General features: G+C 42.7%; 24 protein-coding genes. 4 read left to right on the top strand and 20 right to left on the bottom strand.

Going from position 1 to position 24521, the window contains the following annotated elements; genetic code table 11:
• The first annotated feature begins 5 nt into the window (after positions 1-5).
• The 3 genes from AC23ME_RS05775 to AC23ME_RS05785 all read left to right on the top strand — a co-directional run bounded on the left by AC23ME_RS05775 (position 6) and on the right by AC23ME_RS05785 (position 1554).
• Positions 6-761 (top strand): hypothetical protein, encoded by a 756-nt coding sequence (locus tag AC23ME_RS05775; RefSeq protein WP_487726810.1) that lies wholly within the window; start codon positions 6-8, stop codon positions 759-761.
• A gap of 86 nt (positions 762-847) precedes the next feature.
• Positions 848-1141, top strand: a complete 294-nt coding sequence (locus tag AC23ME_RS05780; protein WP_487726811.1) for a hypothetical protein — start codon at positions 848-850, stop codon at positions 1139-1141.
• A gap of 281 nt (positions 1142-1422) precedes the next feature.
• Positions 1423-1554, top strand: coding sequence for a hypothetical protein (locus AC23ME_RS05785; RefSeq protein ID WP_487726812.1), 132 nt, complete (start codon positions 1423-1425; stop codon positions 1552-1554).
• Positions 1555-1736: 182 nt separating this feature from the next.
• Here the strand turns inward: AC23ME_RS05785 and AC23ME_RS05790 are convergent, their stop codons facing one another.
• The 6 genes from AC23ME_RS05790 to AC23ME_RS05815 form a co-directional block, all read right to left on the bottom strand.
• The gene (locus tag AC23ME_RS05790; protein ID WP_487726813.1) at positions 1737-3695 is read right to left on the bottom strand and encodes a DUF4365 domain-containing protein; all 1959 of its coding nucleotides are present in this window, start codon (positions 3693-3695) and stop codon (positions 1737-1739) included.
• Between the two features lie 68 nt (positions 3696-3763).
• Positions 3764-8809, bottom strand: coding sequence for an NACHT domain-containing protein (locus AC23ME_RS05795; protein ID WP_487726814.1), 5046 nt, complete (start codon positions 8807-8809; stop codon positions 3764-3766).
• Positions 8810-9397: 588 nt separating this feature from the next.
• Positions 9398-10459, bottom strand: a complete 1062-nt coding sequence (locus AC23ME_RS05800; protein WP_487726815.1) for a DUF932 domain-containing protein — start codon at positions 10457-10459, stop codon at positions 9398-9400.
• Complete coding sequence (locus AC23ME_RS05805; protein ID WP_487726816.1) at positions 10437-10643, bottom strand: hypothetical protein; 207 nt, start codon at positions 10641-10643, stop codon at positions 10437-10439. The genes AC23ME_RS05800 and AC23ME_RS05805 overlap by 23 nt, the downstream gene beginning before the upstream one ends.
• Positions 10644-10690: 47 nt before the next feature.
• Positions 10691-11212 carry a hypothetical protein gene (locus AC23ME_RS05810; protein WP_487726817.1) on the bottom strand — a complete coding sequence of 174 codons (522 nt, stop codon included), beginning with the start codon at positions 11210-11212 and terminating at the stop codon, positions 10691-10693.
• Between the two features lie 489 nt (positions 11213-11701).
• Positions 11702-12349, bottom strand: coding sequence for a DUF1345 domain-containing protein (locus AC23ME_RS05815; protein WP_487726818.1), 648 nt, complete (start codon positions 12347-12349; stop codon positions 11702-11704).
• Positions 12350-12642: 293 nt separating this feature from the next.
• Here AC23ME_RS05815 and AC23ME_RS05820 point away from each other — a divergent pair, with 293 nt between their 5' ends.
• Complete coding sequence (locus tag AC23ME_RS05820) at positions 12643-13017, top strand: hypothetical protein (protein WP_487726819.1); 375 nt, start codon at positions 12643-12645, stop codon at positions 13015-13017.
• Positions 13018-13119: 102 nt separating this feature from the next.
• On the opposite strand, the gene AC23ME_RS05825 is transcribed toward AC23ME_RS05820, so the two are convergent.
• The 14 genes from AC23ME_RS05825 to AC23ME_RS05890 form a co-directional block, all read right to left on the bottom strand.
• A complete protein-coding gene (locus AC23ME_RS05825) occupies positions 13120-13296 on the bottom strand; it encodes a histone H1 (protein ID WP_487726820.1) in 177 nt (58 codons plus the stop codon).
• Between the two features lie 67 nt (positions 13297-13363).
• Positions 13364-14950: a hypothetical protein gene (locus tag AC23ME_RS05830; protein WP_487726821.1), complete on the bottom strand. Its 1587-nt coding sequence runs from the start codon at positions 14948-14950 to the stop codon at positions 13364-13366.
• Between the two features lie 3 nt (positions 14951-14953).
• Entirely contained in the window at positions 14954-16030 is a 1077-nt protein-coding gene (traM, locus tag AC23ME_RS05835) for a conjugative transposon protein TraM (RefSeq protein ID WP_487726822.1), read from the bottom strand.
• 25 nt (positions 16031-16055) lie between these two features.
• A complete protein-coding gene (locus AC23ME_RS05840; protein ID WP_487726823.1) occupies positions 16056-16271 on the bottom strand; it encodes a hypothetical protein in 216 nt (71 codons plus the stop codon).
• Complete coding sequence (gene traK / locus AC23ME_RS05845) at positions 16268-16882, bottom strand: conjugative transposon protein TraK (protein WP_487726824.1); 615 nt, start codon at positions 16880-16882, stop codon at positions 16268-16270. The genes AC23ME_RS05840 and traK overlap by 4 nt, the downstream gene beginning before the upstream one ends.
• A gap of 4 nt (positions 16883-16886) precedes the next feature.
• A complete protein-coding gene (gene traJ, locus AC23ME_RS05850; protein ID WP_487726825.1) occupies positions 16887-18134 on the bottom strand; it encodes a conjugative transposon protein TraJ in 1248 nt (415 codons plus the stop codon).
• Positions 18135-18144: 10 nt separating this feature from the next.
• A complete protein-coding gene (locus AC23ME_RS05855) occupies positions 18145-18753 on the bottom strand; it encodes a TerB family tellurite resistance protein (RefSeq protein ID WP_487727739.1) in 609 nt (202 codons plus the stop codon).
• Between the two features lie 34 nt (positions 18754-18787).
• Positions 18788-19471 (bottom strand): hypothetical protein, encoded by a 684-nt coding sequence (locus AC23ME_RS05860; protein WP_487726826.1) that lies wholly within the window; start codon positions 19469-19471, stop codon positions 18788-18790.
• A complete protein-coding gene (locus tag AC23ME_RS05865; RefSeq protein WP_487726827.1) occupies positions 19458-20222 on the bottom strand; it encodes a conjugal transfer protein TraI in 765 nt (254 codons plus the stop codon). Before AC23ME_RS05865 ends, AC23ME_RS05860 begins: the two co-directional genes overlap by 14 nt.
• Positions 20223-20232: 10 nt before the next feature.
• On the bottom strand, positions 20233-20598 hold the full coding sequence (locus AC23ME_RS05870; protein ID WP_487726828.1) for a membrane lipoprotein lipid attachment site-containing protein: 366 nt from the start codon (positions 20596-20598) through the stop codon (positions 20233-20235).
• A 2-nt stretch (positions 20599-20600) separates the two neighbouring features.
• Positions 20601-23066: a TraG family conjugative transposon ATPase gene (locus tag AC23ME_RS05875; protein WP_487726829.1), complete on the bottom strand. Its 2466-nt coding sequence runs from the start codon at positions 23064-23066 to the stop codon at positions 20601-20603.
• Positions 23050-23388: a DUF4133 domain-containing protein gene (locus tag AC23ME_RS05880; protein WP_487726830.1), complete on the bottom strand. Its 339-nt coding sequence runs from the start codon at positions 23386-23388 to the stop codon at positions 23050-23052. Before AC23ME_RS05880 ends, AC23ME_RS05875 begins: the two co-directional genes overlap by 17 nt.
• Positions 23389-23410: 22 nt before the next feature.
• Positions 23411-23689, bottom strand: a complete 279-nt coding sequence (locus AC23ME_RS05885) for a DUF4134 domain-containing protein (protein WP_487727740.1) — start codon at positions 23687-23689, stop codon at positions 23411-23413.
• A 134-nt stretch (positions 23690-23823) separates the two neighbouring features.
• Entirely contained in the window at positions 23824-24396 is a 573-nt protein-coding gene (locus AC23ME_RS05890; protein WP_487726831.1) for a hypothetical protein, read from the bottom strand.
• Positions 24397-24521: the final 125 nt, after the last annotated feature.

A 24521-nucleotide genomic window follows, 5' to 3' on the forward strand; every position in this document is an offset into this window, starting at 1 on the left:
ATCAAATGAAAATACAACATATTCTATTTTGTGCCCTGATCGCCACTTGTCTGTCGGCCTGTGAAAAAGATGGAGAATTGAACCAACAGCCTATTAAAAAGGTACAGCCTATCCAAATATTCGGTTTTGCGCTGGTAGACACACTAGAACAATATTTTGATGGCAGGAAGGTACGCGAACTTTCTGGAAGATACGCCTATCTCGGAAAGATAGCTTTCGATAAGGAAGGTCCAACAGTAATGGAATTTAAAAAAAAGGGCGACAGTAAAGTAATTTACAGTAGAACTATTTCTCCTGGGGATGCTAATACAGATAAAAAACTGTCATTTTATTACGGCGGATCGGCTGTTACGGAAAAGTACGTCTCTCCCTCTCCCATTGTAGGCGTCGAGCAGTTCGCTTTCTATATTGATGGCCCAGCAGATATGCCTGTGGATATTGTCTACGCCGATGCTTCTGGCGACATTGATGCCGTAAAATATCTGGCTAGGAATGTAAAGCCCCGTACCTGGACCTCGTTCCTTCAGGTTCCTCCCATTGACAACAATGGACAGGAACTCTATATCTTTCTGTTGAAGGCAGGAAAAAAGGAATGGTTGGCCGAGACAGGTTTTGCCTACAGCTTTGTACAAGCCAACCTACCTACCACTGGAGGTTGGTACCAGGGAGGTGGTGTCCAAGCGCTATATGTACAGATCGTAAAAGATATGAGTGGAACCAGAACTGGAGAGGCCCATGACCTGGTACAAGCATATCAATAAAAATATTTAAAATGTTATCTAAAAAGTAGCTCTGTAGTTCATTCGGCTCAGGGCTACTTCCCAATAATCTTATCAGACACCACTTAATGAAAGCCATTAACCAAAGAGAACATCAATTATTGTCAGTGACGATAGATCAACTGATCAATAACTCGGGCCAAATTGATATTGAACCCATGCTAAAACATGAACAACAGCAGCTATCTGGTATCTTCAAAACTTATCAATCGTTGTTAACCCAATTGGCTGAATGTATCGCCGAATACGAAAACAAACGTCACGATATCAAAGTAAACCTAGTTGCACCTGCTTTGAGAAAAGCACAAAAAGAACTGCAGAACAGAGCCAATTCGTCTTCCCTTTCTTCTCAACTTATTTAATGCCGACGCAAATGTGCATTAATCTTTGAATGGCTTGCTTTGCCTTAATAGAAATTAGATCACAGTATAAATCATAAGGAATAGCTTCGATAGCTTGCTGATCATAATTATTTCGCAGGCCCGATTCAGAAAAACAAAGGGATAATTTGTGCACAGCCGCTATTATACACTATCAAAGATCTTAAAAAAAAAATGTTAATAACTTATTGATAACCAAGATCTAAAAGCAAATAAATCTAAATATCTTTAGTTAAAATTTAACTAGAAAAGGAGGAACAATCATGGGAATTAAACCAGGGCCAAAAAGAATTGCCGAGTCTACAGGAAAACCGGATAGACGTCAACGCGACAATAAGCAAACACCAGGCAATACACCAACTTTAAAACCACACGAGCACAAAAAGGGCAAATAGATCCATATAAATGGTGAGGAGAACTTAGGATTTAGATAGCAATCAAACATTATCTCGGTATATCTACTGGGATAATGTTTATTCGAACTCTTGATCCATCTATCTTTCTATTCGATAACCAAATACCGTGCTCTTTGAGTATTTTCAAGTTGGCCCTTCAAAATGTATATTAACACTATCCGTTATATACCAAAAGAATTCAACAAGGCATCGATGTCAGTAGTGGGCAATGATTGAAGACCAGTTTTAGTGTCATTGATATAGAAGTGATGCTTAAATGTGTATACTAAGCTATGATCAGCTGGCCTCAGAATCCGCAATTCAAATCTGTTGCCATCATTCCGTTGGTAAAAGCTCTTGTATACGTGAATTTCCTCAATAATGTTTTCCAGCTTTGCATTTGGGTAATACCTAGATTCAAGTATATACGTTGCGTAAGTTCTAATTTGTATGTCGCTCATCCCTCCCATCATCCCGACACCCGCAAATCCATGATGGTTTCCCGAGCGTTTCATGGCAATGAGCTTTTGCATTTGCGAAACAAAAGCTGGTAGCTCAAGCTCATCCTCGAGTCTTCGCATCGTATTTTTGACATCATCCAAATTAAACCGATCGTCAAATCCGTACCAGTCTCTAGAAACAGATATCAGTTCGTAGGCAAGGCACTGGACAACGTAGGCCTGCCTGAGAAACTTTGTTGCATCTAGCGTGCTAACGGTACCTAGGGCAATATCTATTCTTTCATCAAGTTCCAATTTTACATTTTCCCTTGAAATACCTTTTTCGCCAAAAACAAGTACATCCATCTGAAAGTTGAGCCAAAACTTCAGGCTGGATGTTGTCACCATGGCCAGCAGAACAAATTCTTTATGTTCAAATGCGTAACGCCCCACCTCTGCGTAACCAGTGTTAAGCCAGTGGTGAAGAGTAGAGCCCTTATCTACATAGCTTTGGCGTTCGCTTTCTTCCATCTCCACACCCAATTGATCAAACACAGCTTTTCTATTCATACCTTCGGTACGCTCATGACTAACGATTACTGCCATATTATCAAGGTTAGTCGCCTTAAAGTAGTTACGCTGCCTATCATCCTGAATCTTGGAAATCATCTGCTCCAATTCCTCAAACTCTGCAACCAATTGCGCCGACATTCGCTCAAATCCCTGTATTTTTCCCAGCTCAAAATATAGAATGTTCAACCTAATTGATAACTCCTCTGAAGGATCAGCCTCAGCCAGCAATAATTTTGCTTCCGACACAAAGCTCCGCCTATTTATCTCTCCAGAGCCTAGCCTATTTTTGAGCATTGTAAAGGTAATGGAACGCTGTTCACTTTCGCTCAATACATACTTTTTGGATAATCTTTCGATATAGTACATCGAATCGGCTAACTTCCCTACCCCGCTGTACGCCATAGCTGCGATCAATAAAACTTCCTTATCCGAAATGATCTGGTTTCTAGGCAACGTTTCTAGTAGCTCATAAACCCTCCACAGGTCACGCTGCGCTAATAAAATCGCACCTTTTGTCCTAAGCTCAGCTACCGCATCTTCTATGCTTCCTATACCAGCAACCTTAACCTGTGCAACACCGAAACTCGGCAACCCGTAATTTACGCCATGATCTCTATTCATTTCTCCACGATTCCTGAAACGCTGAAGGAATTTGTTATAGATATCGGCTACAGCAGAGGCATCCATCACACTTACAGTAGGAATACGTACGCTTAATTTATCGTTATCCTGCCAGTTACGACCTTCGCGCTCCGACAAAAGTTTCTGGTATATCGCATCGATATAATCAAAAAATAGACAATTTGAAGCCACGTCATAAATAACAAGCAGTCCGTAGATCGGCTCGTTTTTTAACAGATAGTTCAACGTTGAGGCTTTGATAGAAAAAGACAAGTATTGTCCGTCTATAATAAATTTTGGCCGTTCTACACTCTTCAATTGGATATCAAAGAACCAATTGGTTGCTCCCTGCGCGATTAGCTCAACCTTATAGTCCACACCAAAATCTTGTGTCTGTTCGTGAGCAATAAATCCAGCAGCTCTGCTAAAATATGAGAGTAGTCGGTTTTTAGATCGATCTTCATTTATGGAAGCTCCATCAACCTGCGGCAGATCGTTAATTCCCATTTATAAGCATTTGTTGGTTTAAGTTAGTAAATCTCGCATTTAAAATTAATTGGGCAACCTCTTTATTCCTATTTTGCAGAAAAGGTAACCATGTATTCCCTAATCCAATAAGCGTCAGGCGATCCCTGTCTAACCAACACGTCGAGCATGTCAAGATAATCCATCAACAGCAATTCCTCGTCCATAATTTCCTCTAGATGATTGTAATATCCTCTGGAAATGAGTTGTTCCATATGCTGAAAGTGCATCAGATCATTTAAATTACCTGTTGCTCTCAAATTACCTGACAACCATTTAAAACCATCAATAAACAATTTTTGGTCACCGATATGCGAAAGTAAGGTAATTACGGACTGAACATTGAACTTTCCAAATATCTCAATGATACCCATAAAAAACACTGGGTTTCTCTCGATAGGCTTCCAGTTTTCAGCCGTCGATTTCCAGCCCGCCTCTATATCCAACAACAGAACGTTACTGAACATTGGAATCTGATTTCTGATCAGATAATCACGAAATACTGTCCAGGCCCTAACAAAATTATCGACCATTTTTTTGACTTTGATCAGATCTATATCCTGAAATCTATTGTCGGCAAATAGGATCACCCTATCCAATATCCCCCTGAAGAATTTATATATCCCATAGAACCGTTCGTACTCTTCAGCACCGACATCCCGCAAAAGTGATCTTGCCTGTTCCAGTACAAACTCAAAGAAACCAGCTCCAGTGGTATGGGGATTCCACAAAATAAGTTCGCTAGCTCTGTTCTGCACATCGAGCTTTAACATACGAATCCTATCTTCAATTTTATAGTCCCTATCATCTTCCAGGCGATTGGCAACTAACCTTACCAGTGACTTCATCAACCCGAAAACATTGAGATTCTCAGTTTCAAGGGGAAGGATGTTTACTGCCCTTTTTAAATAGTTGATTGAATATATCTGTAAGTCAATATCATTGGTATCAAAAACGCGATCCTGATCGATAGCATTATCAATGAAAGAGATGTACATTTTATAATATGCTTCTTTTTCAGATTGTGATTGAGTTCTGAAGAAAAATTTGAAATCAGATTTGTAAAAAGCCGAAAAACGAAGCAGTCCGTTTAAAATCCTTTTGCCAAGCTCATTGTTATGTTGCCATACGTTTCGACTAAATGCATCATAAAATTCTTTAGCGTGCGGATCATTTTCATGATGCGGTGCAGTTAAAAAACACAGCGCCAATTTTTCTAGATCTTTTTGGTTAGGATTATTTCCTTTGCCTATCAATGCACAGAATCCCTCTATCGACGACTGGAGATCAATTACGGGCGTACGCATGCCATCTTCGAAACTACGGTTAAAACTCCTGTCAATGCTGTCGCTAACCACCTGAACTACAAACATCTCGCACCATTCCTTCTGATCGGGTTCCAATTGTTCCCAAAGCAACTTGGCACCAACTTCGACCAATTGCCCAGGTCTATGTGAGAAACTATTGAAAGTGTCCAACTTGGCATATTCCTTCCATATAACAGTCCATTCCTCCTTAGTTGGCATCAGATCTCCCTTCACCGCCTTATGAAGCCAGTTCATCTTAGAGAAGTGAGCGTCTGACTCCGTCTTGGACTCATTCAATGCCACCGCATACTCTTTAATTTCTGAATTATATTTAGGTTGTATGATAAACCCGGTGGTATCGCCGTTATCGTACTTTTCGGTAATCTCCCAAGCCCTGATATCCATTTCATCCAATTTTTTTCTCCAAAGGCTATCTGAAGGATCTACCTTTTTCCTATGAAAATCAAGGATTCGGAAGATATCCTGATTGAACGTTCCAAAATTGAAGCAATAATCTTGGATAAATGCCTGTAGACCTCCACCATATTTTAGTCTATGCAACAACTTGTCTGATTGGTAACGCTCTAGATCATGTTCTTCATGTCCAGTTCTGATATTAAAAGGAGTCTGGTCATGAACATATCTAGAGATGTCGTAGTTCAAAAATTCCCTATTGGAATAGAGTACCGACAGGTGTTTACCAGCGAGTTGGGGATAGGCTTGATAAATACTGGCAACTACGCCAAGGATTGCCACTGAGTTGGCATTGCATACCAGGTAATCAATGATTTCATCTAGTTTGTTCTGATTTTCCAGCCCATCTGCACAAAGTTCAAGGAGGTATTTCTCTAATGCCATTAACACCGACTGCCATTCGTATGGCGCTACTTTTACCGAGCCACGGAACACACTCCACAATAGATCACTTCCATAAAGCTTCAACTTTGCTTCATCCGTCAGTAAGGCATCCAACTCAACCATCTCATCTCTTTCGGCGAATTCCGAGACTGCATAGTTACCAGCACACCAATTGCTAATTTCTGTCACAAACTGCGCACCGAGCAAAGGATGGAATTTCAATAACCAATAGGTTGGGGATTGCAGGGCACTAGCTGGAAAATAGTTCAATCTACTTCCCTCGTTCCGAAGTCCGAAGTGCTCATTGACAGACAGGGAACCAGAAGATTGCGAGATATTCATGATAAAGCGATCTCTTTCATTTTCGGGATAGAAAACTTTGCAGGTAGTCACCATCCAATGCTTCCTAACGAGCTCAATAACCTGAACAGGATTGTGTCTTACCACTTCCCTCGAAAAATTTCCCGAAAGGATGATCTTAAGCAATTTGACCTTGAGCCGCTCTTCATCGTAGAAGCCATCCTCATCCGCTTCATCATCCCTTTCTTGCTCACCAAGAATACTGGACAGCTCATTTTGGATTCCGCCATAGAGCATGATCAACAGCTTCACTTCCGGATCTCCGCCGGATCTCCTACGGTAATCTGGTTTCAGGTGATGTTTGATCAGATGCAGGGTGATCAGTCCCGCCTTCCTCACTATTGCGAGTTCTACGTCCTGATAATCCAGCAGGGTGCTCCACTCTATTAACAACTGGTAGATCAGCGTGAAGTGCTTGGCCGATATAGGCTCTAGATTTTCATATATCAACGAAATGACATTTGCCCATCCATAGCCGATCGGCATATATTTCTTGGTATGCTGATCGCCCATATTGATCTTACATGCCGTTCTTAATATCTTTAGTAAACGGAGCAGTATCTCATTATCATTGGCCAGGATCAATTCTTTGTTGGTTTGGAAAAACTTACTACAGTATTCCGACATCAAAATGGCGATGAGGCATTCATCGGAACGAAATCTTTCAGTAGAATTTGAAAGCGCCTGTTCGGTAACAAATTTCTGTTTTTGGCTATTACCAGACCTGAGCACAACTGTTACCCAAAGTCTATAAGCCCTCCTCATTGCGGGTTCCCTCCCCAAGGTTTCAAAAAATCGGTCAGCGCTGCTGCATTCGTTGAACAAAAATTCCACGTGATTGATCAAGGCCCAATCCTCCAGAATATCATGTGCTGGTGCATAATAGCCCCTATTGGGAGATTGAATAATGATATTCTCCTTTTCCAACTTTTCTAAGGCCAACATATCTGGCTGTTCCAAGCTTACAAATGGTTTCATTTGTTGAGATCGCTTAACGGCTACTTCTGTAAAGGTACTACTTCTCCGTGCGGGCAGACCATCTTGAAACTCATTGAGCTTATTCTCTATTATTGTCGCCCATAAAAGTTGGATAAAACCTTCTTCATTGACATTTTCATCAATTTTTCCATTAAGCTGAATCGCCCTGTAGGCAAAGTCCAGATATTTGGGGATACTCAACAGCGATTTCAATCTCTGGTTTTCGAAAAGTTTGGCGAGCGAGGGAACATTTTCCGATACCGTATCCAATTCTATATCGGTCAGTTCTGGGATATCCAACTTTGCATACCCAACGTTATTGAGGTACTTCATGTTTAGGAGTGGAAGATTTACCTCTCTGCAACTGATGATTACCCTTACATTGGAAAGCCGACCAAGTGCAGTCAAGAGCTGACCAAAAGCCGTTCCAGTAGACTCTAATAATTTTTCAAGGGCATCTATGTATACCACATTATGTTCAAATGCTCCGAAAAGACTAATGATTTCGCCAATGGTATGGTTGATCGAATGTTTCGAAAAATAATCACGCAAGTTTCCATCGGACAGTTCGTCCGCTTTAAAGCAGCAGACCAGACCCTGGTTCTGCATATGGATATTGGTCAGGTAAGCTTTCACCAGTGCAGACTTGCCCAGTCCCTGATTACCAACTAAAACCGTTACCTCGGCATTGTTAACCGTTTCAACCAAAGTTTGCAGTAATCCTTTCCGTGGAAGTACGAAATCTCCGATCCTATCTTCGGTCATCTCCATGATCTCGTAATTTTGATCGCTCCATCGCTTAAGGGCAGCCAACATAGCAAAGGAATTGTTACGAGAAAGGGCTACAGGCATTGTCGTTGACAGTTCGCTATCCTGATAGGAAGCGCCTTTGGAGTTACCATCGGCAACCATGGTGAACAACTGCGCCCAAAGTGCATCTGCACCTACCGTGGTATCCTGCTTAAACTGGTTTAATAACGAATGGCAATTTGCCCTGTCCTTGCTATTGTCCTGCGTAAAATCATATTCAAAAAAATAAAGTGTCCTACAAAATTCATGTAGGAGCTCATCATCCAGTACATTGGGAAAACAGTCATCAATGATGTCGCGCAACATATCCAGATAATTTTTCTTGGCTTTGATGCGATAGACCTCATCTATAAAATCTAAGGCATCATCCTTGGATCTGGACCAATCAAGAACTACATTCAGGTGATTCTTTTCATCTAGTGTGAGGTCACTTTTGATTATAAATATCTTATCTGTTTTGGGTTTAAAGAGCCCCGGATTTCGAAAATCTTCCCAAGCATCCGAAATCACCTGCCGAAAAGTTTCCCCTTTCCTGGAAATGGTCAGGTTGTGCTTGATCTGACAGAGCACGTTGAGAGTTCCAACACCGTGACCACATTTCATCAGCAGATCATCCGTTTTATATCCCAAGGAACCCGATTGCTGTCTAAAAAAGGAAATCTTATCTTTAACGGCAGGTATATTCAGACCGAGCAAAAAATTAATAAAAAAACTGGTCTGTACTTCGATTTCATAGGTAGTTCCACCACCCCCCTGAGAATATACGTTACTGTTTGTAGCCATGGCGTTAGTTATCAGCCCTAAATTAACAGGCTTTTATGACATTGCGAATTCTAGTTATAAACATCATCACTAGTCGCTGAACATTGCTAAACGGTCTACATTTAAATACAAATTATTTCCTTTAATAGATGTAAGTCTTTACAGGCATGGCCGATTTCTTAGAGCTTATTAGGGAGTAATCAAGATGCTTAAACCACCATATTGCCCGTAAGGGCCGCCCGCGAAATTTTGGACATAACAAGGCATTGGACGTTTCAAACATCCAATGCCAAGCGAGATTAATCAAACGAGCAGAATTAATTTTTCTAAAATCTTCCCCTGTTAGGATTTGGATTAATGCCGATTATTTGACGTCTCCCTATGTGGAACACCCTCCCCGCAACGCTCACAGCGACCATGAAATGTTCCTAAAGGACTAATCAAATCACCTTTATCCGTACAAGCCATAAATCCATCTTCTTTTTCAAAATTGCCACATTCACAAACCCAATAATCAAGATATTCGTGATACTTCATATCCTGCGGCTCTAGTGCTGTAAAGCTGTTTTTCTAACTTTTCATGATACATTATTACTATTTGACCATTAATTAATTTAAGGCGTCAATACCCATCTTAGCGAAGCCAATACAAAGTTCAAAAGCTGATTGTGCCCTATTCCTTGCGCTGCCACCCATAATAGAATTAAACTTGCTTTCATCTGTTTTGAATTCCCTGACATTCTGAAAGTAACCCGTGACGCTATTATAGGCTCCGAACAAATTGCCCTTGGTCGTTTCCATCTGTTGGCTCGGGCTGGTACCTGCGTACTCCAAAACTTTTTCGATCGTATTGTTAAATAATGTAGAGGTGTCCAACTCCTTTCCCATCCTAATGGCGTCATAAGTTTCCCGATTTGGAGCCATAGCCATCTGCACCAATTTTTTAACCTGTTTTTCGGTAATCCTTACTTTCGTCCAATGGTTGAAAATTTCCTGCATCTCTTTCCCTAACTGGTGGGAAATCTCCATTAATTGGTGTGCCTGTTTCAATCTGTCGTGAGCATTGGCGGTATGTTTAATCTTAATTCCGTTCGACTGTGAACGCATTGCCGCATTCAGCGTATTTTGGCAAACGATACGCACAGGCGTGAATGCTGCCGTAATACTTCCCGAACCATTGTGTGAAGTGGTCAAAAAGAGATACTGTTCAATCAGATCATTTCTGCCCACCTTGATATAGTCCGGCAATTTAGCGGTAATAAAAATCCTTTCCCCCCTGCCCAATGCGCCAGCGGTTTCATAAAGAATACCCTCGCCACCACCTACGATACTATCGAAGAAGCTAAAAGCATCTACATTTTGCACGACGTTGTAATCCTTGCCCACTACGCCAAGGGCTTCATCGGTATCCGTCCGAACGGTGGCGAAAGTGTCGGGAACTTTGATTTCGGGTATCAAGATTTCCGTGTCGGGGTCGGCATTAAAATTGGCGGTATCATAGGTAAACAATGGGCGTTTTTCCACGAGATAATCCAGCCCTGCAAATTGTATTGCCTCGCTACTGGTCGGATATTGCTCAACAATAGTTCCTAATGAGTGCCACGCCTTTTCCCTTACCGAAAAAAAACTGTGCTTATTGGTGTTAGGGTTATAATTTAGGTTGTGTGCCATGATTAATATTTTTTTGGTTTCTAGTCCTGGACAATAAAATTTCCACTTCCAAAATGTTCACGTTTGCCGTATCGGTCAAAGTGAGTTTGGACTGTGTCTCGATTTCGTTCACAATATCGGAGAGGTGGATATGGTCGGCGTGGACTGCCACACGTACCATCAGAAAAATAGTTTCGTATTTCATGATTTTGGAATAATAGCCCCGACATAGTCGGGGCTTGCATTAACGGTCTACTTTTGATTAGGAAATTGGATTTCCACCTCGATCTCTGCCAACTTATCTACGCAAAGCTGATTGACCATTTTTGCCACGGCATTGATGATGTAGGGGTTTTTCGTTGTAAAATCCCTGCCCTTATCGTCCCCGATGGTCAACTCACAACGTTGAAAATGATTGCTTTCTGTCTCGTCCGCATCATCTTTCTGCGCCACCTCAAAAGTTTCAAGGGTGTCAATCGTCTCCAACAACTTGCCCCTTTGATTGATCTTGCGGTTAAGTTCTAAGGCAATCTTGATTGTTGAATCCAAGTTTAGGGCAGGTACTTTAAAGTCAAAAGGCAAATCGCCTGTTTTGTCCGCTTCCTTAGGTGCTGCGCCTTGATTGGTCGGTTCGGGTTTATCTTTTCCCTCTTCCTTTTTGCCTTCCTGTTTCAATGGCACATTTGGGCGGATATTGGTTTTGTCCGTTGCCGCACCTTTTACATCTTTTACCTCTGTTGCTGATTTTTCACTTCCGATTACTGCTGTTTTCATGATTTCTAAATTTAAATTTTACGTACTGATTAATTATTTTTTCATGGTAGGCATTTGCTGTGGTGGTGGGCTTCTGCCCTTTGTGCTGTGCATTGGTTCTTCCTCCTTATAAAATGCAGTCGGCTGAGGCCTCCTGCCTTTTTGTTAAGTGCCTGACCTGACCACAATCCAATGGAAGGGCAAGACTTTGCGAAAAAAAATACGACCCGAGCGCAGCGAGGTGTGGAGATTTTTTTTCAGCAAACCCGAAGGGCCCGGTCTTGACAGGCCAATGGATTGTTCAGAAATTTCGGCACAAAAAGGTTCGAGGAATTTTCTAGCAATTGATCGGATTACCAGAAACTAAACGTATTGGCAATAAGCAATGCTAAACCATAGTAAACATGGAGAATAAGAGAAAGGGCAGTTTGAAAAACGTCCTAAACGGCTATCGAGGTCGCCTTAAAACAGTGCCTGCAGAGAAGATATGTAGCCGTAGTTACCGATACCTTATGAAATCACGCTTGAAATAATATTGATGTTCAGCGCAACAATGACGGTATTGAAGGCAAAAGAAAGCAGACCATGAACCCACGCGGTGCGCCTCATCCTTTTACTGGTGATCGAAACGTCGGATACCTGAAAGGTAGTTCCAATGACAAAAGAAAAGTATACAAAATCCATATAATCCAGCTTAAGGTCATTTCCGGGAAAATCTAGTCCACCATCCCGATAGTAAAGGTGTGCATATTTGAATACCAAGGTGGTATGAACCATCGTCCAAGCCGTAGCGACCGATGACAGCGTCATCAGCACATGGATCAATAATGAAGAGCCCGATCTTTCTCCAACGGATGCATATAGCAACACAATACCGATGAGACTGATCCCTGTAGTCAGTAGAATAAATAGGGATAGTATGGTGCGGCCCGAGTCCTGATCCTTCGCTACCTCCTTGATCTTGTCAACATTACAGGTAACGATCGTGAACCACGAAAAAAATAGATGTGTAAGTGAGAATGCCAGCCAAACACTCATCCAGTGAACACTAAGCTGCTTAACGCCACTGTTTAGGATAGCAACAAACAGGGCTACCCCTGTTGCGATGGCAAGGCGTGCGCCATTGTTCAAATGATTGATTATAGCTATTATCTTCATTCCTACATTTTGGGATCGAACTTCTGTTGTGAATAACAGTTATTCACAAAGCAAATATAATAGATATCGACATTCACTAGAACAAAATAACAGTCAACCAATTATGAATAGGTAATTTGCCTATGGATAGTATTCAATCTTTTAATTTTCATCTGTTATGGACTAGTGACCATATCGCACAACGTCCATTTAATGCGATACCAAAAAAATGATCTCAAGACATATGTTAATTCTTCCGCCAACAGATTATTTTTACGAATATTGAATTTTCATTAAAAATTAAAATTAACGTTATGAGTATTGAAATCACACATGTCGACAACGGTGACACACCAAATGAAGAAAAGGTATGGATTCAGGCTAGTGAAGACTTCCTGGTAAAAGGATTTGCTATTGTTGACAGGACTTTTGACCAAGACGGAAAAGTATCCAATGAATTCCGACACATCTGTATTTTACCAGAAGTGCAATTACAGAAAAATCAGTACATGATAATATATACTGGCAAAGGGCTGAATGGCTTTAATAAATTTAATAACTCCGAGCAAAAGTTCTACGCTTTTTTCTGGGGATCAGATAAGTGTGTATGGAATAACGATGGCGGTGATAAAGCAACCCTGATAAAATACGAGGTAATCAATTCCGTGGAGGTTCCAAAACTCGGTTAGTTAGGACAAATTACCATTTGCCCTTTAAGAACAGGAAGAGATGAATACAAGAAAAGCCCGACCAATGGTCGGGCTTCGTATAATTTCCAAATCATTGAAGATTTATTTGGCATTTTTCTGCTCAGTAACTTCAGTTCTAATTTCTTGAGCCAACACCTTTAGGTCTTGCATCCCTTTTCTAACGCGTGTTCCAGCTGCACTGTTACCATTGTTATAGAGCTTATCAGCATCAGCTTCGATCGCTGTCACCAACTCTTTTACTTTTTGGAATTTTTCCATTTTGGTCTGTTTTGTTAAATATGAATAATCGGTTAATTAAACTGCAACGAATATAGTGTTTTTACGTCTACATTGACATCCCCTGAGCCTGAGCAGCTTCTTTCTCTTTAGCCTGCCCTACTTTTTTATCCAGTCCCTCTACCTTTTCCAGCCCAGTTTCCTTTTGGAACTGTTCTCGTTTTTCAGGCTTGCCGTTTTCCGCATAGAAATTCAGTTTACCATAACGTACCGCTGTTTCCAAGAACATCTTGGTGGGCTGACCATCCTTTTCTACAGTAATTAACGGTCGACCACCATTTTTAAGTATTTCCTCCAAACGTTCAGCTTTCTTAGGGTCTTCCATTTCGGCAATCTTGTACTCATCCAATTGGGTTTTCACATCATAACCATAGGCATCCGTAAACTGGCGGAAGGTCAGGTTATTATTATTGTCCCTTCCCTTATCGGTATCCAACTGCATCCATGCTTGATAAGGGTTTCCTTCCCTACTCAAAAGATCATCACGATACACCGAACGTCCCTGCACAAGATTGGCAGCCTGTTCACGGTTAAAGCCCTTACCATATTCCAACCAAAAAGTCTGCGACATCGGTGGAGAAAAGTATTCTCGCTTAAAGGAATTATTGACATAGTTGACCTTGCCAGCTTCCATCGACGCAACTTCAGCTACCACCTTTTTATCCTTGGTAATGGCCAATAAAACATCGCCAGTCTGCTTTTTGAACATTTCAACGGCCTCGGCAAAACTATCCAATGGTTTGGCAGAGTTGGTCTTGCCTTCGGCATCCTTGATCAGTACCTTATACTTCTCGCCTTCTTCCAATACCTTGCCCTGGTTGTTCAATGCTTCCAGACGGTTGAGGTAATAATAGTCGGACTGGCCAGACTGTTTAAAATGTAGGGTAATATCGACAACGCCCTTGGCGGCATCTACCCTGTCGAACAATTTGAAAGCTGGTTCGTTCGCTTTCATGTGCTCTTCCATCTTCTCGATCAGCGATTCAGCAAAACCGAGTTTCTTCATCTCTTCTCTGAGATTCTCCAAATTGTTTAAATTCATATAACTGTTATTAAGTTGATTATGATAGTATCCCGTTGTCACGACGTCGGGAAGATTTTCGTTTTGTAGTACTGATACGAGCGTACTCAAGCAAGGATCGATAGGCGAAACCTGCCACCCGAGATTTGCCATAGCGAAATCAATGGCGGTTTCCAACCCTTTGATGGCAAAAACATCGTCGAATGCTAGCATATATTTATTTCGTGGATAGACCACGTAATCAAAGCCTGCTTTGTTCGCCTCACGAAGATGTTCAACCGTCCATATAAAGACCTGTCTGTCAAACGACATTGTCTTCTGGTAATGCCCATCATCAAATCCATCGCCATGTTGGTAACCAGTTTCGACGTAATCATGCATCGAACCCCGATCGATAGTCCTTAAAAGGGTTTCCAAAAAAGGTTGCAGGGGTGCGTAGTCAACATTGTTTCTTTCGGCATTTGCCTTTGCCAATCCTTCCCCACGAACCGCTGTGATCTCTTCATGATCGTAAAGTCTTTTATCCTTGGGATAGAGGACAAAATCATAGCCATTGATCAGGCATCCCGAGAGATGTTCTGCTGACCAGAGCAGATTCCTGCGCTTGAAGAGCATAGGTCAGCGTTTTAATTTGTTGTCCCTTAGCAGTACCACCGTACCCGCTTTCAGTTTGACCTTGACCTTTCGAACTTTCCTCGATACCAATTGTCTGGCAGCATCAATTCCCGCGGTAGCGACTTGCATCCCCATCGAACTGTCAAAACCACCCATTCCAATACCACGTACTGCATTGTCCGTACCTGCGTTCAATGTTCCGGTTAACACCGCTTCGGGGGCTGCAATGCCAGCCATCCCATCCAAACTGAACACGGTAAGGTCAACAGGCACTATCGCATTTCCCAGACGGACATTTTTAATATCCAACAACAACCTTTGATTAGACAACCTGCATACCCCAAATAATTGCTGCCCCTTGGGCAAAGTCAGACCAGAGATCACGACCGTATCGATCAGTTTAAGCTTGACTGCGGCTCCATCAACCACTTTTTGATTGCCATCAATATAGGCTGGCAAGGCTTTGAACTGCGTATCAGGATAGAGTGAGCGATCCGCAGCCTGTCGTTGGATGACCCTTTCAGGATGTTGCACATCCAATATTCCCTGCATCAATTGGTTGAGCTGCTGCATTTCCTGATCTTCCCCTTTACTCTGTTGCATCGCGAACATTAGTTTTTCCAAGCGATCTACATCATTTTTGATGCCCCCAGCTGGTTCTCTTAGGCCCGGATTACTTCGCTGTGAAACAGAAGTAGGCTGAGGTCTGGTAATTTCCCTTTGTAAAGCGGCAATCCTGTTGTCGATTTCTTCAGTCTGCTTAGCTGCCCCTGTACTTTGACGATCGGAATTAGCCAGCCCGCTAAAACCCAATTTTTCAGCTATAGACTGGATGCCATTGCTATCCGTTTTCGATGAGCTGCGCTCGGCTTGGTCATAGTATTCCGTTTTGTTCTTTAGCGTATCCTTCGAGAAGGTAGCATCTGGCAAGCTGGCATTGATGCCGCTTGCAGTCTGCATTCCTGATTTGTTTCCTTTACCACCACCGAGCGCATAAAAGCCCAATGCCAAAAAAGGCAATAACAGGAGTGGCAGAAAAAGCCAGAACCTGACTTTGTTCTTTTCTTTCTTTTGATCCATGATCTAAAATTTTATGAATGAATATTTAGTTAAAGGCCATGATGATCACATAGGCCAAGTACATCGAAACGACAGTGGAAGTAATGATCAGATAGCATTTCATTTTCCTAGATGGAACTTGCCTACACCTATCATTTAGCCAGTCTGCAAGCTTCCGTTTCTTTGTATTAGTAGCCACATCGAACCTTTCAGCAATCGCATCGAACCACTGCTGAACTGATTTATTTCTTGGTTCTCTCATCGTACCACCTGTTGATCTACATTTTCCAAAGTCTCCCAGCGTTGAATCAGGAAACCGTGTGGATTATTGTCCGATCTCGAAACGTTTCTGATCTCCCCTTGGGTGACAAGTTTCCGTTTCAGGTTGGAGCTTGAGCGCAACAGTTGCTGGGTCGCATAACAGCGGAATGGATAGGGATAGACATTGAGGTCAAGCACAATACTGTCCACCTCGATCGATTGAGAAATATTTGCCGAGATCACATTGTTGTAATATCCCTTTTCCTTTAGGTTATTATCCGCTTTTCGTGCACTTTCATCGGCCAAGTTCAATGCCCTACCGATATTGGAACGGATGACCTTATCATCAGGATCGAGCGTAAAGAACCAATGATGGAATGTCTTGATATGATCCCTAAGCTCCACTGGCAGATTATCCTTTCTGGTCGTACTAAAGGCCTCTATCGCCTTAGCACCTGCCAGGATATAAATCCTTTCCTGCGTCTGGCGTACCATCCCGAAACACTTCCAAAGCACCATTCCACAGATGGCTACACAAGCAATGATTAGAAATATACTGAAGCGTTTGATGTGGCTGAATGCCGTATCTATATTCTTGAAATGTGTAAACATGATCCTATTTTTTTGAGTCCCCACTTATCTTATCCTTGAAATAGTCCTGACCTGAAGCCTCTACCATTCCACCCATTTGCCTACTGCCGTCGCCGAAACTATCGGCAACCATTCCACCAGTTGATTTCATGCCTTCCCATCCCGCTTTTCCTGCTCGTTTGGCGCCACTTGCAGCTAGCCCTCCTGCCATACCGCCAGCAGCACTTCCCAAATTTCCAGCACCCGCTGTCATCGTATTCACTTTCATCAGTATCGAGTTTCCACCACCGGCATGTACCACATAATTAGCCACCGTTGGCACGCAGAAATAACCCACAATCCCAATGACCAAAAAGATCATGTAGGCCATATCTGTAGCGGAAAAGAAGGTATCTCCACCCGAGGCTACTTCTGAGATATCCAACTTGATCATATTCTGTTGGATCTTGCCCAGTATCGCCCCAAAGATGTTTGCTATGGGGAGCCACAAAAAGATATTGATATACCTGGCTATCCATACCGAAAGCGTGTGCTGCAGCCCATCGAAGACCGCAAAACCAAGAACCAGCGGTCCCAAAATCGCCATCACGATCAGAAAGAAAGTACGGAGCGTATTGATACAGAGTGCCGCCGCCTGATAGACCAGTTCCAATAGTTCGGACATAAACTGTTTGAAACTATGACGTACCTTATAATCTGTCCGATCTGCCCAAAACATAATGTCATTCCCTATAGACTCTATCCAGCCCTCCCCACTTCCATCCGGGTCTTTAGGATAGGTGTACTTATACCATTCCGAACGATTGCCACTACCGTTCTCCCCAACGTAGAGTTTCCATTTGGTGGATTTTTTCAATTCCGCTTCTTTTCGCTGTAGCAAGGCCTTAATGGTCCGATCACTATCGGAAACCATCCCACGGGTAGCCAAAACTGTTGGTTGAAGTATACCATTGAAAACAGCGAGCACCACGGGGAATAGGACGATAGCTAGACCGAGTGCAAATGGGCGCAATAAGGGGTAAAAGTCGATGGGTTCGGCAGCTGCAATTTGGCGCCAAACACGGCTGGCGATATACCAGAGTGCCGCAAATCCCGCAATGCCCCGAGCCACATCGATCAGTCCCGCACATAACGGGATCATCTCGTTGTAGACCTGATCCAATACGGCGTGCAATCCACCTATGCTATCCGCAATCCCTCTAGCCCAAAGCGAAACAGGCAAACAAAAGAGCAGCAGCACCATAAAAATAGATTTGATGATTATTCCTTTCATGACTAAAATTTTAAAGGTTAGAATAAAGACTGCCTACTGATTTCAGGTCACGGCTTTGACGTTCCCTAAGCATACCCAGCGAAGTCGTTTTCTCGTTAAAATCACGCAGGAACAAAACCTTCTGCTGCATATCCTCAAAAATCCGATCAATTGCGCTGAGCCTTTCCTCATCACTCATCCTCAATTTGGAGGAGGTAATGACCATCGCCAGTTCCTCTAGGTTATCGAGACTTCGAGAGAACAGTTGTCCGTAGACCCGCTCGATATAGGCCATTTCGCCTACGTTAAAAAGCGAAGCAGACCCAAAGCGTTTAAAGGCCGCCTTGTACTCACGGACGATATACTGTTGATGTTCCACAATATCAATGACCTTGCGGTATTTTCTGACTTCCGGACTGACCACCATCAGCCCGTCCAGAAATACTTCGTGCAACGAAAAATTACCTTGGGCAATATTCTTGACCGTATTATATCCTCCACTGAGCACCTCATAGCCTCGCTTCATATCCCGAAGGATATTTTTCATTTGGCCCAATTTCTCTACATTCAACAATAACTGTTGCGCCTCGTGTGACTGTGCATTCACATTCACAAAACCCAGCACACAGATGGCTAGCATCCAAAGCTTCCCGACCCAACTCGATCTAGCCGGTTTACCTAATGCCATGGAGGTTCCATAGCGATTTGATTGTTCTCTGTTCATCTTCCCTTGAATTAATTAAACCCCATACCGCTTGCTGAAAATGCTGGGCGAAGGCAAGGTGTTCCCTCATGGAGAAATAGACCTTATCCAAACGTTCCAAGCGTTGCCGATCATCCATTTCTAACTTTCCAGCCGTAATGACTAACAAGAGTTCTTCTAGGTCATCTAGGCAAATCTGCCAAAGATTTTCCCGTACCTGTTGCACATACTGTTGATTGGAAAAATTCAACTGCCCATGATCACTTATCTCCCTAAATCCTTTAGAGATCAACAGCTGCATTTCTATGACTTCAGCGGCTTTTGCGCTGTTTCGGATACTAGGATTGACCTGCTTCAAACCAGAGATAAACGCATTGTGCAGGTTGAACTCTCCCTTGGAAAGATCTGAAATCGTATTCAGTCCCGAACTTGCCAAACGATATCCTTTTTGTGCCATATCAGCGTATGCCCGCAATGCCGCAATCTGCTCAATCAAATACCTTTTCTGAGTTTTCTTCTGACGGAACCACTCCGACCAAGTCTGCGCCATCAAAGGCTGAAAACTTAACACCAATAGCAGTACGCTGCACAGTACACCTTTCAAAATCTTAAACCTAGCGCTTAAAACTTTGTACCTAAACTTAATCCACCCCATATATCTCCTTTAATTTGGCAGTTTCTTCCAGCGATACCGAACGGCTGATGCTTAAACTGATATTGCCCGTATTGAACTTTTTGATCGCCGAATAATTAGCTTCCATTTCATTGGCGGCCTTTGCAATCAACTCTAATCGTGCCGCATCGGACATCTGCATCTTGAAGGAATTGATGACCAAAAATATCTGGTCAAGGTTCTTGATGCTCTCATCTAGGATACCCGAATAGACCTTGCCCATGTATTCCAATTCTTCGGGCTTGAACCGGTTATCCTTCTGGAACAGTCCCCAAGCCCATTTGTATTCATCGACAATAGCGATCTGTGTTTGGGTCAGGTCCTTGATCCGTTTATAATAGGCTATCGTGGACTTGATACGCCAGAGCTCTTCATAGTACTTGGCATACTGTTCCTTTTGCCTGTCTGTCCAATCCGCAATCTCAGTGAGTTTGAGCCTTGACAACTGGTTTTCTAAGACCCTCTGCGCATTCTGTAGCCAGATGGTCTCGTTCTGCAGGCGCTGTACCCTAAGGTCTACCGCCTTAATTACTTTTTTTACGCCCGCCCTGATCACTTCCAGTACCGCAACCTGCGCATTGGCTCCCGTAGGCAGCCCCACAAATAGCGTCATGGTACTCAGGGGCAGGATGATCATATATTTTTTCATAACTCCTCTGATTAAATTTTTAACAGTATCCACCCACCAGACCACAGATTTGATCTGCCATCTGAAATATTTCATTGTATTCATCCTATAAATTTTAAGGTTTGATTTTGATGTACTCCCGGTTACCGATGATCAGCTTTCTGTTATCAAAATCGATTTTGATACGCCTACCTCGGAGCTGCTCAGTCAAGAGATGATCCTCGGGCTGATAGTTTACCTGCCAATTTTCAGTTTCGTACTGACGATATCCGGTTTTACCATCCCTGATCAAATTAAACCCTGTGCGACGAAAGATCTGGAATTGGCTCTCAGACACTAAGGATACTTCCGATGTATCGTCAGCGATACTATAGGTTCCTTCGGAGTGATTGACATAGCTACCAACAAGCTGATTTTCGGATTTGGGATTACAAGCTGCCAAAAACATCGTTATGACAGCAAAAAACAACACTTTTTTCATATCTATTGATTTTTGGTTTTCATTTCAAGGGCAAGCATCTGGATGCCTTTTTGGATACTTCCAAATCGGTCTGCATATTCCTGAACCTTAATTTTTTCGGTTTCTTCGGTAGTATAGCATAGGTATTCTTCCAGGCTTACCTCTGTTCTAAACACCTTGCTATGCTGCCCTCCGAGGGAGATAAACACTTCCTTGTACTTTCGTTTAGGATCGTTGGCCTTGTTCATAGAGAGGATCAATGCCTTTTCCTTGTCGGTCAATCCCAACAGTTCTTGGATGGCATCGAACTTATTCTGGTACTTACTCTGGTCCAACAGTATCTTACAGTCCGCATTATTGATGATCGACTGTTTGACGATTGGCGAAGAGATGATATCCTCTACATCTTGGGTAACCACGATCGCCTCTCCAAAGTATTTCCTTACCGTTTTAAAAAGGTATTTGATATACTCGGCCATCCCTTCCTTGGCAATCGCCTTCCAGCATTCCTCGATCAGCAGTACCTTTCGAACACCCTTTAACTTTCGCATCTTGGAAATGAACATTTCCATCAGGATCAGCGTTACTACCGGAAAAAGAATGGGATGATCTTTGATGTTATCGAGTTCGAATACAATAAAGGGCTGATGAAGGAGGTCTAGGTTCTCCGTTGCATTTAACAGGTAATCAAACTCCCCACCCTTGTAGTAAGGTTGCAGTACATATAGGAAACTAGATACATCGAAGTCCTTATCCTTAACCTTTCCCTTTTCCAAAATCCGGGTATAGTCGGCGAGCAACCATTCATAGAAGGAATTGAAACAAGGGAAAATATCAGCGTTGGCTGAAAGGTAGCCATAGTATAAAGTCAGTGCATTGGAAAGAGCTACGTATTCCGATCTTTTGAAATGCTCATCATCCTTCTTCCAGAGTGCAAGTAGCAGAGTTTTGATACTCTCCTTTTTTTCGGTATCCAAGACTTCTCCCTCTCCAATAAAAAATGGATTGAACCTGATCGGATCGTTTTCCGCATAGGTAAAATAATAACCACCTACAAGCTCACACAGGCCGCGATAACTATGCCCCACATCTACCAGTACCAGATGTGCACCCTGTTCAAAGTAACTCCTATCCATATGGTTGGTAAAAAAAGATTTTCCTGAACCTGACGGTCCTAGGATGAACTTGTTACGATTGGTAATATAGCCCAAGCGCATCGGCTCATCGGAGATATCCACATGAACGGGACGACCAGTCAAACGATCCCCCAACCGCAGCCCAAAAGGAGAAATACTATCCCTGTAATTACTTTCCAGATTAAAAAAGCAGGTGGCCTGTTCTATGAAGGTATCAAAGGTATCGTTCATCGGAAAATCGCCCTCATTACCCGGCATACCCGCAAACCAAATCTGCGGTGCACCCTCGGTTTCCAGTTTGGCTACCGCATCCAATTGAGCCATAGCAGAGCTGACCTTATTCTTCAGATCACGCATCTCCATTGGATCATCCGACCATGCCAACACATTAAAGTGCGCCTTGATTGGCAGGCGTTGGTGAACCACCGCTTCGTTCAGAAAATCGTTTACCGCATCACGAGAAACCGCATTTTCCCTAGAATAGCCCGAAAGTGACTGTAATCGAAGTTTCTTTGCTTCCAGGCGTTTGATCGTTTCACGATCATCCCCGATAAAAATGTACTGGTTATAGATATGGTTACAATCCAAGAGCTGTCCCAAGGGACTTGCAAAACCGATAGAAAACTTACTACGGTCGGTACTGTAGCGATCATAATTGATACGGCTGCCACAAAGTGCTGGCAGGTCTTCCATTTCCGAAAGGCGATAGATTTCCAACTCCTTTTCTCCCACTTTCAGACCATCACGGATACTGATATCACGCAAAAGTGAAGCTTCATTTTCAGCCAGCAGAAACGTAAACCGCTCGATCAGCCCAGCCTTGTTAGCCGTACCAGCTAATTCATCATCGTCCATTCTGGACAAGGAGACAAAACCACTGTCCTTTAATATCCTTTCAAATTGGCCACAACTGTCCAAGAAATCAAGACGTATCTTATCATCTGTCAGTTGGGCCGGCACGATACTTTTACGCAAGAGGTTGCTGTAAATCGAACTAGCCGATCTTCGTCCTTCAGGCTTTTTGGTCAAGATAAAGTAGCAGGTATGCCCTAAGCTCTCCCTTTCATTGAAAAAGGTCTCGCTGCTCCTTGCTAAAAAACTATCTCCCGCTCGATCATAATCTGCCTGATAATGCTCTTTTACAAACCAGTCCATTTTATGGAACACGCTATGCTTTGGCAAGACCTTGATCGCCTTGACCAAAATCTGATGATAAGCCTCATAATCACTATCCGAAAGCGTAAATATCTCGGGTAAGATCGCTTTATATACCACCGAAAAATCGCCCTGCATAGAGATGATGCAGTTATGTTCTATCTTGAAAATCGGAAATATGTCATTTGCCCTGACCATGATCTTTATATTTGAGTGAAAGGAAAAGTTGTCTAGATTGGAACTGTAGGTATTTGGGATAATTCCGTCTGGCGAAATATTTCATCAGCCCATGCTCCCCGAAGCGGGCAGACAACTTGCCCACCACTAAAAACAGCCCAGCACCCTGACCAAATACGATCGGCAATACCAAAAACAGACTGACGCCAGAGATATATAATACCGCAAAAGCAACCAACAACAATACCATTCCGACTGCCAGATAAGCAATGTACTGTGCCTTCAATCCCTTGAACATGATGGGCTTTCCTACCCCTTTATTGATCTGATATACCGATGCCATAAAAAAAGTTTAAAGTCAAAAGTTATATCCCAAAGAAGGATTTGAGTACTGTGGCTACGACCACCAAAAAAATACAGGAACCGAACCAGGCGGCAGCGACCTTATTGGTATCGGGTTCGCCAGCATTCCACTTATTGAATACCTTGATGGCCCCAATGATCCCAACGACTGCACCAATGGCATACATCAGGTCGCAGCCCGTATCGAAGTAGCTCCTCACACGATTGGTCGCCTCTGCGATGCCGGCATTACCATCTTGTCCCAAGCAATAATTGAATGTCGCCAGCATTGCCATAAACATCAAGGTCTTCAATAAGGCCTCTTGTTTAGGTATATTAGGGATATGCTGATGCATGAAGTTCCAATGCTCCTTGAATCTGGAAATCATTATTTTTATCTTTTTCATTGTTTGCCGCTATAGTTGAAAGATTAAGGTTAATCCCAAAGATTTTCGATATCCTCTTGGGTCAGATGGAAGGGTGCGTGATCAATGATAAACTCGTTGACCGCATGGATCTGTGGATGACCACCCATCTTGGGAAAATCAGTCTTCAACTTTCCAAAGAGCATGAAGAAATCACTCTTGCTGCCATCCTTTTCCGCCAGTTGCTGAAATAGAATTTTCAGTTCCTGCAAAAGATCGGGTATCAGTCCCAGCTGATCATTCTTCTCTTTATCTCCGCTAAAATTGACCTCATTACTTCCCATCAGACTCATACCCTCGGGCAATTTGGTCTTACCCATCAAGTCTCCACCCTCTGAAATGTCTACGACATCCCTTTCCCAGTGATGGGGCAATTTATCGGGAATAACCTTGCTCTTTTTACCCCTACTATTTCCAACCTCCTTAGTCCTGTGCCTGAGATAAAAAAACCAGACAGCGCCATACCATAAAAAGGAAAGTACCATTGCAGCAACCAGAAATTGTTGCCATGTAAATTCTTGTAACATATACTTCGCTTTTATCAGCGGCACCATCGCCACTGAATTCGAAAGCAAAGTTTCCAAGAACCCAAATTTTTAATTGCCAACGCACTAGCCACCTCCCTATAAATAATTACAAAAACCTTGATTTTACGCCAGCCAGTTAGTGAAGTTATTTTAGTATCTTCGTAGAAATAGTAAAGATTTAC

This window comes from Pedobacter sp. T50_32, assembly GCF_057652195.1.

Excerpts from the sequence above, each read along its gene's own strand:
- AC23ME_RS05830 (WP_487726821.1), bottom strand. The coding sequence starts at position 14,950 with ATGCTCTTCAAGCGCAGGAATCTGCTCTGGTCAGCAGAACATCTCTCG.
- AC23ME_RS05860 (WP_487726826.1), bottom strand. The coding sequence starts at position 19,471 with ATGGGGTGGATTAAGTTTAGGTACAAAGTTTTAAGCGCTAGGTTTAAG.
- AC23ME_RS05805 (WP_487726816.1), bottom strand. The coding sequence starts at position 10,643 with ATGAAATACGAAACTATTTTTCTGATGGTACGTGTGGCAGTCCACGCC.
- AC23ME_RS05885 (WP_487727740.1), bottom strand. The coding sequence starts at position 23,689 with ATGTTTATGGCAATGCTGGCGACATTCAATTATTGCTTGGGACAAGAT.
- AC23ME_RS05825 (WP_487726820.1), bottom strand. The coding sequence starts at position 13,296 with ATGGAAAAATTCCAAAAAGTAAAAGAGTTGGTGACAGCGATCGAAGCT.
- AC23ME_RS05785 (WP_487726812.1), top strand. The coding sequence starts at position 1,423 with ATGGGAATTAAACCAGGGCCAAAAAGAATTGCCGAGTCTACAGGAAAA.
- traM (WP_487726822.1), bottom strand. The coding sequence starts at position 16,030 with ATGGATCAAAAGAAAGAAAAGAACAAAGTCAGGTTCTGGCTTTTTCTG.
- traK (WP_487726824.1), bottom strand. The coding sequence starts at position 16,882 with ATGTTTACACATTTCAAGAATATAGATACGGCATTCAGCCACATCAAA.
- AC23ME_RS05810 (WP_487726817.1), bottom strand. The coding sequence starts at position 11,212 with ATGAAAACAGCAGTAATCGGAAGTGAAAAATCAGCAACAGAGGTAAAA.
- AC23ME_RS05880 (WP_487726830.1), bottom strand. The coding sequence starts at position 23,388 with ATGGCATCGGTATATCAGATCAATAAAGGGGTAGGAAAGCCCATCATG.
- AC23ME_RS05855 (WP_487727739.1), bottom strand. The coding sequence starts at position 18,753 with ATGCTAGCCATCTGTGTGCTGGGTTTTGTGAATGTGAATGCACAGTCA.
- AC23ME_RS05780 (WP_487726811.1), top strand. The coding sequence starts at position 848 with ATGAAAGCCATTAACCAAAGAGAACATCAATTATTGTCAGTGACGATA.
- AC23ME_RS05865 (WP_487726827.1), bottom strand. The coding sequence starts at position 20,222 with ATGAATACAATGAAATATTTCAGATGGCAGATCAAATCTGTGGTCTGG.
- AC23ME_RS05795 (WP_487726814.1), bottom strand. The coding sequence starts at position 8,809 with ATGGCTACAAACAGTAACGTATATTCTCAGGGGGGTGGTGGAACTACC.
- AC23ME_RS05815 (WP_487726818.1), bottom strand. The coding sequence starts at position 12,349 with ATGAAGATAATAGCTATAATCAATCATTTGAACAATGGCGCACGCCTT.
- traJ (WP_487726825.1), bottom strand. The coding sequence starts at position 18,134 with ATGAAAGGAATAATCATCAAATCTATTTTTATGGTGCTGCTGCTCTTT.
- AC23ME_RS05840 (WP_487726823.1), bottom strand. The coding sequence starts at position 16,271 with ATGAGAGAACCAAGAAATAAATCAGTTCAGCAGTGGTTCGATGCGATT.
- AC23ME_RS05790 (WP_487726813.1), bottom strand. The coding sequence starts at position 3,695 with ATGGGAATTAACGATCTGCCGCAGGTTGATGGAGCTTCCATAAATGAA.
- AC23ME_RS05800 (WP_487726815.1), bottom strand. The coding sequence starts at position 10,459 with ATGGCACACAACCTAAATTATAACCCTAACACCAATAAGCACAGTTTT.
- AC23ME_RS05875 (WP_487726829.1), bottom strand. The coding sequence starts at position 23,066 with ATGGTCAGGGCAAATGACATATTTCCGATTTTCAAGATAGAACATAAC.
- AC23ME_RS05775 (WP_487726810.1), top strand. The coding sequence starts at position 6 with ATGAAAATACAACATATTCTATTTTGTGCCCTGATCGCCACTTGTCTG.
- AC23ME_RS05870 (WP_487726828.1), bottom strand. The coding sequence starts at position 20,598 with ATGAAAAAAGTGTTGTTTTTTGCTGTCATAACGATGTTTTTGGCAGCT.
- AC23ME_RS05820 (WP_487726819.1), top strand. The coding sequence starts at position 12,643 with ATGAGTATTGAAATCACACATGTCGACAACGGTGACACACCAAATGAA.